This is a genomic window from Aeromonas sp. SrichE-2G (genome assembly GCF_017939565.1).
In the GTDB taxonomy this organism is placed as follows: Bacteria; Pseudomonadota; Gammaproteobacteria; order Enterobacterales; family Aeromonadaceae; genus Aeromonas; species Aeromonas taiwanensis.
This window is the reverse complement of record NZ_JAGKRG010000003.1, coordinates 164,099-177,080: the sequence shown is the minus strand read 5'-3', so window position 1 is coordinate 177,080 and position 12,982 is coordinate 164,099. Positions and strand designations below refer to the sequence as shown.

Annotated in this window: 15 protein-coding genes; 12 read left to right on the top strand and 3 right to left on the bottom strand. The window is 66.5% G+C overall.

The window, feature by feature from the left end; genetic code table 11:
• The 9 genes from exeF (at position 1) to exeN (ending at position 7,150) form a co-directional block, all read left to right on the top strand.
• Complete coding sequence (exeF, locus tag J9885_RS01865; RefSeq protein ID WP_210547916.1) at positions 1-1,221, top strand: GspF family T2SS innner membrane protein variant ExeF; 1,221 nt, start codon at positions 1-3, stop codon at positions 1,219-1,221.
• A 96-nt stretch (positions 1,222-1,317) separates the two neighbouring features.
• Positions 1,318-1,749 carry a GspG family T2SS major pseudopilin variant ExeG gene (gene exeG, locus J9885_RS01860; protein WP_043763043.1) on the top strand — a complete coding sequence of 144 codons (432 nt, stop codon included), beginning with the start codon at positions 1,318-1,320 and terminating at the stop codon, positions 1,747-1,749.
• 85 nt (positions 1,750-1,834) lie between these two features.
• Entirely contained in the window at positions 1,835-2,386 is a 552-nt protein-coding gene (exeH, locus tag J9885_RS01855) for a GspH family T2SS minor pseudopilin variant ExeH (RefSeq protein WP_043763045.1), read from the top strand.
• 44 nt (positions 2,387-2,430) lie between these two features.
• Positions 2,431-2,805 (top strand): GspI family T2SS minor pseudopilin variant ExeI, encoded by a 375-nt coding sequence (exeI, locus tag J9885_RS01850; protein ID WP_349237371.1) that lies wholly within the window; start codon positions 2,431-2,433, stop codon positions 2,803-2,805.
• A 20-nt stretch (positions 2,806-2,825) separates the two neighbouring features.
• Entirely contained in the window at positions 2,826-3,500 is a 675-nt protein-coding gene (exeJ, locus tag J9885_RS01845) for a GspJ family T2SS minor pseudopilin variant ExeJ (RefSeq protein ID WP_210547914.1), read from the top strand.
• On the top strand, positions 3,490-4,515 hold the full coding sequence (gene exeK, locus J9885_RS01840; RefSeq protein ID WP_210547913.1) for a GspK family T2SS minor pseudopilin variant ExeK: 1,026 nt from the start codon (positions 3,490-3,492) through the stop codon (positions 4,513-4,515). Before exeJ ends, exeK begins: the two co-directional genes overlap by 11 nt.
• A gap of 115 nt (positions 4,516-4,630) precedes the next feature.
• Positions 4,631-5,815 (top strand): GspL family type II secretion system protein ExeL, encoded by a 1,185-nt coding sequence (gene exeL / locus J9885_RS01835; protein ID WP_210547912.1) that lies wholly within the window; start codon positions 4,631-4,633, stop codon positions 5,813-5,815.
• Positions 5,812-6,303 carry a GspM family type II secretion system protein ExeM gene (gene exeM, locus J9885_RS01830; protein ID WP_043763051.1) on the top strand — a complete coding sequence of 164 codons (492 nt, stop codon included), beginning with the start codon at positions 5,812-5,814 and terminating at the stop codon, positions 6,301-6,303. The genes exeL and exeM overlap by 4 nt, the downstream gene beginning before the upstream one ends.
• An 88-nt stretch (positions 6,304-6,391) precedes the next feature.
• On the top strand, positions 6,392-7,150 hold the full coding sequence (gene exeN / locus J9885_RS01825) for a GspN family type II secretion system protein ExeN (protein ID WP_210547911.1): 759 nt from the start codon (positions 6,392-6,394) through the stop codon (positions 7,148-7,150).
• A 60-nt stretch (positions 7,151-7,210) separates the two neighbouring features.
• On the opposite strand, the gene J9885_RS01820 is transcribed toward exeN, so the two are convergent.
• A complete protein-coding gene (locus tag J9885_RS01820; RefSeq protein ID WP_210547910.1) occupies positions 7,211-8,026 on the bottom strand; it encodes a helix-turn-helix transcriptional regulator in 816 nt (271 codons plus the stop codon).
• A 158-nt stretch (positions 8,027-8,184) separates the two neighbouring features.
• Here J9885_RS01820 and tyrS point away from each other — a divergent pair, with 158 nt between their 5' ends.
• A complete protein-coding gene (gene tyrS, locus J9885_RS01815) occupies positions 8,185-9,450 on the top strand; it encodes a tyrosine--tRNA ligase (protein WP_210547909.1) in 1,266 nt (421 codons plus the stop codon).
• Here tyrS and J9885_RS01810 read toward each other — a convergent pair.
• The gene (locus J9885_RS01810; protein WP_210547908.1) at positions 9,445-10,350 is read right to left on the bottom strand and encodes a LysR family transcriptional regulator; all 906 of its coding nucleotides are present in this window, start codon (positions 10,348-10,350) and stop codon (positions 9,445-9,447) included. The two genes, tyrS and J9885_RS01810, sit on opposite strands and share 6 nt — an antisense overlap.
• Positions 10,351-10,465: 115 nt before the next feature.
• On the opposite strand from J9885_RS01810, the gene J9885_RS01805 reads away from it, so the two are divergent.
• Together J9885_RS01805 and J9885_RS01800 are read left to right on the top strand one after the other, a co-directional pair.
• Positions 10,466-11,572: an NADH:flavin oxidoreductase gene (locus J9885_RS01805; RefSeq protein ID WP_210547907.1), complete on the top strand. Its 1,107-nt coding sequence runs from the start codon at positions 10,466-10,468 to the stop codon at positions 11,570-11,572.
• Positions 11,573-11,582: 10 nt separating this feature from the next.
• Positions 11,583-12,194 carry a LysE family translocator gene (locus tag J9885_RS01800; RefSeq protein ID WP_210547906.1) on the top strand — a complete coding sequence of 204 codons (612 nt, stop codon included), beginning with the start codon at positions 11,583-11,585 and terminating at the stop codon, positions 12,192-12,194.
• A gap of 36 nt (positions 12,195-12,230) precedes the next feature.
• Here the strand turns inward: J9885_RS01800 and yrfG are convergent, their stop codons facing one another.
• Positions 12,231-12,899: a GMP/IMP nucleotidase gene (gene yrfG / locus J9885_RS01795; RefSeq protein ID WP_210547905.1), complete on the bottom strand. Its 669-nt coding sequence runs from the start codon at positions 12,897-12,899 to the stop codon at positions 12,231-12,233.
• Positions 12,900-12,982: the final 83 nt, after the last annotated feature.

Here is a 12,982-nt window from a genome sequence, read left to right as displayed (position 1 = left end):
ATGGCGGCGTTCGAATACAAGGCGCTCGATCCCAGGGGCAGACAGAAATCCGGGGTGATGGAGGGCGATTCCGCCCGCCAGGTACGCCAGCTGCTGCGCGAGCAGGGGCTCACTCCTCTCGAGGTGAACGAGACCACCGAGAAGGCGAAGCGGGAGGCGAACCGCTTCGTGCTGTTTCGTCGCGGCGCCAGCACGGCGGAGCTGGCCCTCATCACCCGTCAGCTGGCGACCCTGGTGGGGGCCGGTCTCACCATCGAAGAGGCGCTCAAGGCCGTCGCCGAGCAGTGCGAGAAGGCTCACCTGCGCAGCCTAGTGGCCACGGTGCGCAGCAAGGTGGTGGAGGGCTATTCATTGGCCGATTCGCTCGGGGCCTTCCCCCACGTGTTCGACCAGCTGTTCCGCTCCATGGTGGCGGCCGGCGAGAAGTCGGGCCACCTGGAGAAGGTGCTGAACCGCCTGGCCGACTACACCGAACAGCGCCAGCACATGCGCACCAAGTTGCTGCAGGCGATGATCTATCCCATCGTCCTCACCCTGGTGGCCGTCGGCGTCATCTCCATACTGCTGACTGCCGTGGTGCCCAAGGTGGTGGCCCAGTTCGAACACATGGGCCAGCAGCTGCCGGGGACCACCCGCTTCCTCATCGGGACGAGCGAGCTGCTGCAGCACTACGGCCTCTGGTTCCTGCTGCTGCTCGCCATCGGTGGCCTGGCGTGGCGCTGGTGGCTGACCGACGACAAGCGTCGCCGTCACTGGCATCAGGTCATCTTGCGTCTGCCGGTCATCGGCCGGGTCAGCCGGGGGCTCAACACCGCCCGCTTCGCCCGTACCCTGAGCATCCTCAACGCCAGCGCCGTGCCCCTGCTGGAGGGGATGCGGATCTCGGGGGAGGTGCTCTCCAACGACTTCGCCCGCCTGCGCATCGGCGAGGCCACCGAGCGGGTGCGCGAGGGAACCAGTCTGCGCAAGGCGCTGGACGAAACCAAAATTTTCCCGCCCATGATGCTGCACATGATCGCCTCCGGCGAGCAGAGCGGCGAGCTCGACAGCATGCTGGAGCGGGCGGCAGACAACCAGGACAGGGAGTTCGAGACCCAGGTCAACATCGCCCTCGGGGTGTTTGAACCCATGCTGGTGGTCTCCATGGCCGGGGTCGTGCTGTTTATCGTGATGTCGATCCTGCAGCCGATCCTGGAGCTCAACAACATGGTGAATTTGTAAGTTTCCGGTGTTCGATGGTGCCGCCCGGCGGCCCGTCGACCCACAGATCACTTTCTGATGGCCTGCGCCATCTCATTTCGTTAGGGAGTCATAGTAATGCAGAAGCGTCGTCAAGCCGGTTTCACCCTGCTGGAAGTCATGGTGGTCATCGTGATCCTCGGGATCCTGGCCAGTCTGGTGGTGCCCAACCTGATGGGCAACAAGGAGAAAGCGGATCAGCAGAAGGCCGTCTCCGACATAGTGGCGCTGGAAAATGCCCTGGACATGTACAAGCTGGACAACAACCGCTATCCGACCACGGAGCAGGGTCTGGACGCCCTGGTCAACAAGCCGACCGCATCCCCGGAGCCGCGCAGCTACCGTGAAGGGGGCTACATCAAGCGTCTGCCGCAGGATCCCTGGGGCAACCCCTACCAGCTGCTGAGTCCGGGCCAGTTTGGCAAGATCGACATCTTCAGCTCGGGGATGGACGGGGAAGCCGGGACCGATGACGACATCGGCAACTGGAACCTGAAGGACTTTCAATAAGTGATCTCTGGCCGTCTCGCCCCGAGGATGCTGCCTGCATGAGGGCGGCGCTGTTGATCGCCGCCGTGCCGATGGGGCCCGAGCTGTGAGCCGTTGTCGCCAGTCGGGTTTTACCCTGCTGGAGGTGTTGCTGGTCGCCATGCTGATGGGGCTGGTGGCCACCGCCGTCACCCTCAGCATGGGGGGGGCCAGGGGAGACAGGGAACTCGACAAGCAGGCGCGCCGCTTCATGGCGACCCTGCAACAGGCCCAGGAGTATTCGGTGATGGATGGCCGGCTGCTGGGGCTCAGGATCGAGGACAACGGCTGGCAGTTTATGTCCCGCTCGGCCAAGGACAGAAAATGGCAGGCCCTGACCGGCGACAAGTTGCTGGGGCCGGTGACCTTGCCGGAGGCCATGACTCTGGCCGTGGAGCTGGAGGGCTTTGGCTGGAATATGGAGTCGGACGAGCGGCGTGAGCAGACCCGGGACGAGGAGGAGCGCACGCCCCAGATCCTCATCTTCCCGGGGGGCGAGCAGTCCCCCTTCGTGTTGACCCTGCGTCAGCAGGACGAGGATCAGCAGTACCTGCGTACCGTCAGGGGGGATGAATTCGGTCGCCTATCCCTGCAAGAAGACGAAGAGGAAGAAGAGTGACGGGCACCAGGGGATCAGGGGCCGGGCGGGGGAGTGTCGCCCGCTTGGCCGGCGGGTCTGCCAAGGCGCGGGGCATGACGCTGCTGGAGGTCATGGTGGCCCTGGCGGTGTTCACCATCGCGGGCCTGGCGGTGATGAAGACCGCCAGCGAGCACCTCTCCGGCCTCAACTATCTGGAGCAGAAGACGCTGGCGACCTGGGTGGTGGAAAACCAGCTGGTGCAGCAGAAGCTCGAGGCCAAGTGGCCGGGAGACAGCTGGGTGGAAGGGGATGAAGAGATGGCCGGGCAGACCTGGTACTGGCGCTATCGCGGTGTCGCCACCGCCGACAGCAACTTCAGGGCGCTGGACATGGAGGTGCGCACCGCCCCCAAGGCCGAGAGCCCGGTGGCCATGATCCGGACCTATCTCAGCCGATGAACCTGCATCCACGAGTCTCCATGATCCGGAGCCGGCATCAGCCGAGGACGCTGAATCCGCTTTTGCCCAGGCACCGCAGCCAGCGTCAGGCGGGGTTTACCCTGCTGGAGATGCTGGTGGCCATCGCCATCTTCGCCACGCTCAGCCTGGGGGCCTATCAGGTGCTTCAGGGGGTGCTCAACAGCGACGAGGTGGCCAAGAAGAAGGAGGCACGCCTCTCCGAACTGCAGCTCGCCTTCAGCCTGCTGGAGCGGGATGTCACCCAGATGGTGCCGCGCAGCGGCCGCATCGACGGCGAAAACAACAAGGTGCTGCTGGCGGCGTCCCGCTTTGGCCAGCAGAGCGACGACTGGGGCATGGCCTTCATGCGTGGCGGCTGGCTCAACCCGGACGGCATGCTGCCGCGCTCCGGCTTGCAGCGGGTGGGGTGGCGGCTCAAGGGGCAGACTCTGGAGCGGTTGAGCTATCTCTACCCGGATCCCGCGATCGGCACCGAGCCGCGCATTCAGCCGGTGCTGACCGGAGTGACGGCCCTGCGGCTCTACTTCTACGACAAGCAGTGGAAGGAAGAGTGGACCCAGCGCGACCTGTTGCCGAGCGGGCTGGCGGTGGAGCTGGATCTGGAGGATTACGGGACCATACGTCGCCAGTTCCTGATTGGAGCCGGTGGCCAGAGGGCGGCAAATGGCAATTAAGCGCAGCCGGAGCCGGCCTCTCACCGGATCGGGCCGTCAGGGCGGCATGGCCCTGCTGGTGGTGCTGCTCATCCTGTCGGTCATGGTGATCATCGCCAGCAACATGAGCGGCAGGTTGCAACTGGAATTGCGGCGCACCGCCAACCTCACCCTGGGCAAACAGGCCTGGTGGTACGCCATGTCAGCGGAGGCCCTGGTGATCAAGGTGCTGAATCAGGACTTCAAGGATGATCCCGACCGGGTGAGTCTGGGGCAGAACTGGGCGCGGGAGGATGGCGTCTTCCCGGTGGAGGATGGCACCCTGTCCGGCCGGGTGCGGGATCTGCAGTCCTGTTTCAACCTCAACAGCCTGAGCGTGGCGCTCAAGGAGGGGGAGAGCGGCGACGATCTCGAGGCCCAGCCCTACCAGTTCAAGGTGTTCCGGGCTCTGCTCGCCGAGCTCGAGGTGGACGACTACGAGGCGGTGCAGCTCACCGACGCCATCCGTGACTGGACCGACAAGGATACCCAGCTGGTCTCCAGCAACGGCGCGGAGGATGCCTACTACGAGGGGCTCACACCCCCCTACCTGGTGGGCAACCAGTGGCTGCTGGGCACGGACGAGCTCAGGGCGGTGCGCGGGATGAGCGGCGAGCTCTACGCCCGGCTCGCCCCCTATGTGTGCGCCCTGCCCAACGACAAGCTGGTGGTGAACATCAACACCATCAAGCCGGAGCAGGCGGCCCTGCTGGTCGGCCTCTACCTGGGCAAGATAGGGCTGGACGACGCCAGGCAGGTGCTGACCAGTCGACCCAGCAAGGGGTGGAAGAACAAACAGGAGATGACGGAGCAGATGCCGGTCCAGCCGGGAGCCGTCAGCGGGCTCGACGGCGCGCTGGATATCAAGAGCAGCTTCTTCGAGGCCCATCTGCTGGCGGAGGTAGGGGATACCCGGGCCAGACTGGAGACCTTCTTCCAGCGTGGCAAGGACAACAAGCTGGTGATGTTGCGCCGCCTCAATGGCGGTGCCGAATGACAGGGAGAAGGCGGGGGCCGGGTTCAGCCCGCCCCGCTCCTCATCCGGATTGCAGCCGAGGGCTGCGACCCCGCCCATCGACGATATGCTGGCGGGCATGGCAGGAGAATTATTTGTGAGCGAGAGTCTGGTCATCCGTCTGGGGACCCATGCCCAGCAGCCGGTGCACTGGCTGGTGTGGTCGGCGCAGGAGCAGGAGATCATCGCCTCCGGCATCCTGGCCTCGGCCGATGCCCTCTGCGAGCTGCAGGCACGTGCAGGCGGTCGCCCCGTGGTGACCCTGGTGCCGGGCAGCGATCTGATCTTCCGGCGGGTGAGCCTGCCGGGCAAATACAGCCGCCAGAGTGCGGCCGCGCTGCCCTATCTGCTGGAGGAGCAGATCGCCTCCGACGTGGACGAGCTGCACCTGGTGGTGCTCGCTCATCAGGGGCGTGACGTGGATCTGATGGCGGTGGACAAGGAGAAGATGCAGACCTGGCTCGGCTGGTTGCAGCAGGCGGGGCTCAAGACCCTGCAACTGCTCCCGGACGTGCTGGCGCTGCCGCTGGCTGCCGAGGGCTGGTCCGCCCTGCAACTGGGGGAGGAGTGGCTGGTCCGCCAGGGGCCCCATCAGGGCATAGTGGCGGAGGAGTCCCTGCTGGCCATGCTGCTGGCGGCCCAGCCCGAGCCCGTCATCCTCAACAGCCATACTCCCATCCCCGCCATGGCGGCGGGCAACTGGCGGGGGGCGGATCCCGAGCTCCCCATGCTGCTTCTCGCCAAGGGCGCGCTCACCAGCCAGGCCAACCTGCTGCAGGGACCCTATCGTCCCCAGACGGAATACGCCCGCTACTGGTTGCAGTGGCGCAAGGTGGCCGTGCTGGCGGGCATTCTGCTGCTGGTGACCCTGGTCCAGCGCGGCGTGCATCTGCACCAGCTGGCAGAACAGGACAAGGCCCTCAAGGCGGAGATCCGGCAGGTCTACACCCGGATCTTCCCGGGGGAGACGCGCATCGTCAACGTGCGCAGCCAGATGACCCAGCACCTCAAGAACCTGGGGCAGGCCCCGCAGGACGGCGTCCTGCTGTTGCTGACCGAGCTGGCCCCCGTGTTTGCCGAAGTGCCCGGCCTCAAGCCCGAGGTGATGCGGTTCGACGCGGCCCGGGGCGAGCTCAGGTTGCAGGTGACCGCCCCCGGGTTCACCGAGATAGAGCGTTTCCGCGAGCTGGCGGGCAAGCGCTTCGAGGTGCAGCAGGGTGAGGTGCGAAGCACCGAAGGCAAGGTCGAAGGGGCGCTGGTGCTCAAGGGGAGGTCGTCATGATGGACAAACTGCAAGGCTGGTGGCGGAGCATCAGTGCTCGCGAGCAGCGTCTGGTCGCGGTCGGGGGCAGCGTCCTGCTGATCGGGATCTGTTACTGGGCCATCTGGCAACCCATCAGCAATCGCATCGCCGAGCGCGAGCGCCAGGTGGTCAATCAGCAGCAGACCCTGGCCTGGCTCAAGGAGAAGGGGCAGGAGGTGCTGGCGATGCAGGGTGGTCAGGGTCGCCAGATCGATACCAGCGGCACCCTGGACGGGGTGGTGAACCGCACCGCCTTCAACCAGAAGATCAAGATTGCCCGGCTGCAGCCCCAGGGCCAGGAGCTGCAGGTCTGGATAGACACTGTGCCGTTCGATGACCTCTTGATCTGGCTTGCGACCCTCTCCGATCAGTACGGGGTGCAGGTGCAGATCATCGAGGTGGCCCGCGAGGGGCTGGCGCCCGGCCTGGTCAAGGTCAGACGTTTGCAGCTGAGTCGCCCCCAATGAAACAACCCGCCCCGATCAGGGCCTTGGCCGCCGGTCATCCGGCCTTCGCCTCGCACCTGATCGGGCGTTTGCAGTCGAGTCGTTTTCTATGAAGCAAAGAGTGCTGATTGCCGTGCTGTTTCTGGCGGCCTATCTGGTTTTCCTGCTGGCCCAGCTGCCGGCCAGCCTGGTGGTGCGCCACCTGCCGCTGCCCCCCAACCTGGTGAGGATGGAGGGTGTGAGCGGTACCCTCTGGAGCGGCCAGGTGGCCCGCCTGCAATACGCCAGCGAGTCGCTGACCCAGCTGCGCTGGGAGCTCAACGGCTGGTCCCTGCTGCGCCTGGCGCCCGAGGTGTCTCTGCGCTTTGGCGAGCGCGGCGGCCTCAACGGCCAGGGGGTGGTCGGCTGGAACGGCGCGGCCTTCGGTCGCGACATCACCCTGAATGCGCCTGCCCCCTGGGTGCTGGAGCGGGTGCCGATGAGACCTCCCTTCCCCCTGATGGCAGCGGGCCAGCTGCAGCTCAAGATCGACCAGTTTGCCCAGGGCAATCCCTGGTGTGACAACCTCTATGGCGATCTTCACTGGTATGACGCCGAGGCGGATACCCCGGCGGGCAAGCTGGCGCTGGGGGATCCTGAAATCAAGCTGACCTGCCTCGACTCCCGGCTGGTGGCCGAGATCAAGCAGGGCTCGGAGGCGGTGCAGGTGCTGGGCAAGCTGGAGCTGCAGGCCAATCGCCAGTATCTGTTCCAGGGGACCCTGAAACCCGGGCCCGAACTGCCGGATCAGATGAAGCAGGGGCTGCCCTTCCTCGGCCAGCCCGACGGCCAGGGGCGCTTCCCGCTGCGCTACCAGGGCCGCATCTGACGGCCTTGCTGTCTGAGCTGGCAATCATCGACACCACCCCGCCCCGGCGGGGTGGTGTCGTTATGGGGGCGTGCCGACCGGCGCCGTGATGAGATGATTGAGAAAGAAGTTGAACAGCTCGGCCCTGGAGCGCAGGTGCAGCTTGGCGTAGAGGTGCTTGCGATGATTCTTCACCGTGCCGCTGCCGATGCCAAGCGCTTCGGCAATGGCCTCGGTATCCAGCCCTTGCAGCAGCAATCCCGCCACCTGGCGTTCGCGTCGGGTGAGGCTTGCGCCCCCCACGCTGGCGATGGCCTGCTCCACGGTCGCCTTGAGATCGGCTCCCCCCGGCAGCGCCGGGCTCTGGGCCAGCAGCGCGGCTCCCTCCCGCCAGTGCTGGCGGCACAGCGAATGCACCAGCGGAAACAGTGCCTCCAGCCGGGCCAGCTCGTCACGGCTGAGGCTGCTGCGCTTGTCGAGCCGACCCAGAAACAGCATCAGGGTGAGGCCGCCGCGTACCGGCAGGATCAGCCCCACCTCCTCCTGCCAGCCGGTGGCCTGATAGAAGTGGTGGCGATACTCGGGGTCGAGTCGCCCCCGCGACACCTGCGCCAGGGTCCAGACCCCGGCACCCATCCCCTGATCCAGCGCCTGCATGAAGGGATCCTGACTGAAGTGGCGGGTGAGGTAGCGGTCGAACAGCAGGGCCCGTTGGTGATGCAGGTTGTCGTAGAGGTAGACGGGGCGCTGCCCCACCCCGAGCAGCAGGGCGCAGTCGAACGCCACCTGCTGCTGGATGAGGCGTACCAGGGCCGCCGCAAAGGCGCTGCCGTGCAGGGCATCGATTACCTCGGTCATGCAGCGGGTCAGGGCATCCGTGGCAAGGGGCTGGATCATGGGCGTTGGGTCATGGCGATAAGTTCCGGGTGGCTGGGCTGGCTACCCACTATGACAGGATGCTAGCACGGGAATGGCAAAACTGTCCCCTGGGGGACATATCCGGTGCGGGCCGGAGCGGCGAGGATGTGGGCTTTTCCCCTGCTGTTGGAGAACCCATGATCAACCCCCATCTGCTCTTCGATCTGACTGAGCGCGGCCTGGTGGCCCAGAATTCCGACCCGGCGGCGCTGGCCGACCATCTTGCTACCCCTCGCACCGTCTACTGCGGCTTCGATCCCACCGCCGGCAGCCTGCACATCGGCCATCTGGTGCCGCTGCTGATGCTGCGCCGCTTCCAGCTGGCGGGTCACACCCCGGTGGCGCTGGTGGGCGGTGCCACCGGACTTATCGGCGATCCCAGCTTCAAGGCGACCGAGCGCAGCCTCAACAGTGCCGAGACGGTGCAGGGCTGGGTGGCCAGTCTGTCGGCCCAGATAAGTGCGCTGCTGCCAGCCAGCGACGGGCTGGCGGCGCCGCTGCTGGTCAACAACGCCGACTGGATGGGGCAGATGTCGGCCCTCGATTTTCTGCGGGACATCGGCAAGCACTTCTCGGTCAACGCCATGCTGGCCCGCGAATCGGTGCGCCAGCGCCTCGCCCGCCCGGATCAGGGCATCTCGTTCACCGAGTTCTCCTACGCCCTGCTGCAATCCCAGGACTTTGCGGTGCTCAACCAGCGTCTCGGCTGCACCCTGCAGATCGGTGGCAACGACCAGTGGGGCAACATCACCAGCGGCATGGATCTCACCCGGCGGCTGCATCATGCCCAGGTCTATGGCATGACGCTGCCGCTCATCACCAAGGCGGACGGCACCAAGTTCGGCAAGACGGAAGGGGGCGCAATCTGGCTCGATCCGGCGCTCACCTCGCCCTACGCCTTCTACCAGTTCTGGCTCGGCACCGCGGACGAGGATGTCTACCGCTTCCTGCGCTACTACAGCTTTATGCCGCTGGCCGAGATTGAGGCGCTGGAGGCGGAGGACGCCAAGCGGCAGGGGCGCAAGCTGGCTCAGCAGGTGCTGGCGGACGAGCTGACCGAGCTGGTGCACGGCAAGGGGGCGCTGGCGGCGGCGCGGCGCATCAGCGAGCAGTTGTTCAGCGGTGACGTGACTCGCCTTGGCGAGAGCGATCTGGCCCAGCTGGCCCAGGATGGCCTGCCGAGCAGCTGTATCGAGGGGGAAACGGATCTCGTGACTCTGCTGGTGCAGTGCAGCCTGGCGAACTCCAGGCGCATCGCTCGCGAGCTGCTGGCGGCGGGGGCAATCAGCCTCAACGGCGCGATCCGCCAGGATGAGCCAGTGACCGATGGCGACTGGCTGTTCGGCTGCTACCTGCTGCTGCGCCGGGGCAAGAAGCAGTACCACCTGGTGATCCGCTCATGAGGGGGTGAGCGCCTCGATGACGTAGTCGAGGAAGTGGCCGACCAGGGCCGACTCGGCCCGGCGCTGGGTGTAGAGGGCATAGAAGCCGGCCCCCTTGGGACGGTAGTTGGGCAGCACCTCGCGCACCACCCCCTCGGCCAGCTCGGCCGCCACCAGGTAGCGCGGCAAGCGGGCGATTCCCAGCCCCTGGCGCATCGCCTGGTGGATTGCTTTCTTGCTGCTGAAGGCCAGCTCGCCCGCCACTTCCAGCGGGATCTCGCGCCCCTGGGCAAGCAGGGTCCAGCGCTCGTGGCGGCTGTACTCCTGGCAGCGGGTGATGAGGGGGTGCTGCTGCAGATCCTGCGGCTCGCTCAAGGGCGGGTGGCGGTCCAGGTAGCCGGCGCTGGCGCAGAGCACCAGATCGTCCACCGCGATGGGGCGCGCCAGATAGGGCTGGGTGCCAAGCTCGGTGCTGCGAAACGCCACGTGCAGGTTGTCGCGCAGCAGGTCGGCCGGGGTATTGCTGAAATCGGCGATGATCCGCACCTCGGGGTGGTCGGCGCGAAAGCGCAGTAGCACCGGGGTCAGCACCACCTCGCCCCACAGATCCGGCGCCGTGATGCGCAGCTCCCCGCACAGGGCCGAGCGGCGGCGCTGCAGGCCGTCCAGCAGCTGCTCGTGCAGGGCGATCATCTGGTCGGCCTGACGGTAGGCGAGCTCCCCCGCGTCGGTCAGCTGTACCCGGCGGGTGGTGCGGCTCAGGAGCGTGTTGCCGAGGCTCTGCTCCAGGTGGCGCAGATCTTTTGACGCCTTGCTCGGGGTGATGCCAAGCTGGGCCGCGGCCGCGGCGAAGGATCCGCAGCGGACGATGGCGACCAGTAGGCGCATCAGGTAGAGGGTGTCGAACTTGTGGTGACGCATGATGGGTGGCCTATTGTATCTTGTTGGGAATGAATACCTTGCTTGTGTGCCTGATTATATCCTCAGTGCCCGGGTTTATAGTGGCGGCATTCCATTGCGATCCCGGGAGAGGGCGATGAACAAGGCACTTGGCGACAGCTTCCACTTCGAGCGGGCCGGATTGCGGCTCAAGAACCGGGCCGTGCTGGCCCCTTTGACCCACAACATGAGCGGCGCAGGCGGCGATCCCGCTCAGGCCGAGCTCGACTGGCTGGCGCGCTGCGCCCGGGGCGGCTTCGGCCTGCTCATCGCCGCCGCAACCCAGGTGCAGCCCGGCGGACGCTGCTGGGCGGGGCAGCCGGCCCTGATGACCGACACCCAGCAGCAGGCCTTCACGGCCCTGGCCGACAGTGCGCGGCAGGCCGGGGCGCTGGCGGTGGTGCAGCTGCACCACGGCGGGATGCGGGCCCTGCCCGAACTAAACGACGGGGCGCCGGTGGGCCCGTGCGAGCTGGCGCCGGGCGGGCGCTACCCCCTCGGGGTCAAGGGGCTGAGCGAGGAGGAGATTCTGACGCTCATCGACGCCTTCGTGGGCGCCGCCGAGCGGGCCCATGGCGCCGGCCTGCACGGGGTCGAGCTGCACGGGGCCCACAACTTCCTGCTCTGCAATTTCCTCAACCCCCTGCACAACCAGCGCACCGACCGCTGGGGTGGCAGCATCGCCAACCGGGCGCGGATCCTGGTGGAGATAGTGCGTGGCATCCGCGCCCGCCTGCCCCGGGACTTTCTGGTCGGGGTGCGCCTCTCCCCCGAGAGCTATGCCCATATCCAGGGCATAGAGCTGCCCCACCAGCTGGCGGTGGCGCACCTGCTGGCGGACGAGGGGATCGACTACCTGCACTTCTCCATGGGGGACAGCTTCAAGGCGGTGGCGGGGGATCCCGACGGCGGCGCCCTGCTGGAGGCGGTGCGGGTCGGGTTGGCTGGGCGGGTGCCGCTCATGGTGGCGGGCAAGATCCACGACGCAGATTCGGCCGAGCTGGCCCTGGCGGGCGGCGCCGATCTGGTGGCGGTGGGCACGGCGGCCATCGGCAATCCGGACTGGATGGAACGGGTGAGCCGCGGCTTGCCCCTGCACCGCGCCCCCTTCACGGCGGCGCACCTCGCGGAGATCGGCTTCACCCCGAGTGCCCTTGACTACCTGGCCGGCATGGGGGTACTGGCTCCCCGTGATGCGGCGTGAGGAGGTCATCATGAGCGAGTGGACCCTGCTGCTGATGTTTATCCCGACCTTCTTTCTCATCTCGGTCTCCCCCGGCCTTTGCATGATGCTGGCCATGAGCTTTGGCGCCAGCCTGGGAGTACGTCGCACCTTGTGGGTCATCGGCGGCGAGCTGGCCGGGGTGGGGCTGATCGCCCTCACCGCCTTGCTCGGCTACACCCGGGTACTGGCCGAGCAGCCGGCCCTGATGCAGGGGTTCAAATACCTCGGCGCCCTCTATCTGTTGTGGATGGGGGTGGCAAGCTGGCGCGGCGGCGGGCAGCCGGGGGCGACCCGCCAGGAGGACAGCGGACGCCTTGGACTGGTGCTGCGCGGCTTTACCGTCGCCATCTCCAATCCCAAATCCTGGCTCTTCATGATGACCCTGCTGCCGCCCTTCATCAGCCCGACTCTCTCGACTGAGCTGCAGACCCTGCTGTTTGTCGCCCTAGTCATCCTGATCGAGTACGTCAACCTGCTGCTCTACGCCTACGGCGGGCAGCGGGCGAATCGGCTGTTACAGGGGCAGGGGCGCGGGGATCTGCTGGGGCGAGTCTCTTCCCTGCTGATGATGGGGGTCGCCGGCTACTGGCTGCTGACCTGATGTGACAAGGCCCTCGCGAGGAGGGCCTTGAGGGTGTCAGGCGCCGAGGGGCAGGAGTTCGGCGTAATCGCGGATCGCCGGGAATGCGGTGATGCGCTGCTCGGGCTGCCGGCTGTCCGGGTTCTGGATGGCGAGCTGGTAGCCGATGCCGTAATCGGCGGCGGCGCGCAGGATCCGCTCGCTGTCATCCACGAACAGGGTGCGGGCCGGGTCGAACGCCAGCCGCCCGGCCAGCGCCTGCCAGCAGTGCTGGCTCTCCTTCGACCAGCCCAGCTCGTGGGTGCTAACCATGAGATCGAGGTGCTCGGCGAGGCCGAGGTGTGCATCCTTGACCGAGAGGCTGGCGGGGTGGGCATTGGTGAAGAGCACCAGCTGCTTGCCCGCCGCCCGCAGGGCGGCCAGGAAGGGGAGGACGTGGGGGCGCCACTGGATCTTCTCGAGGATCTCCTGCTTGAGGGCGCGGATGTCGAGCCCCAGAGTCTGGCTCCAGTAATCCACGCAGTACCAGTGGAGGGTGCCGCTGACGGCGTGATAATGGGCATCTATCTGCGCCTTCGCCTCGGCGAGCGGCAGGCCGAGTCGCTCGGCGTAGCGCGCCGGCACCAGGGTCTGCCACAGGTGGTTGTCAAAATGGAGATCGATCAGGGTGCCATCCATGTCGAGCAAAACGGTATCTATCTGGTGCCAGGGCAGGGGAGTCGGCATGGGGTCTCTCGATGTCTATGGGGAGTGGGGAAAACGGGGCGCATTATAACGGATTTTTCGGGCATCTTTACCGCCCTTGCCCC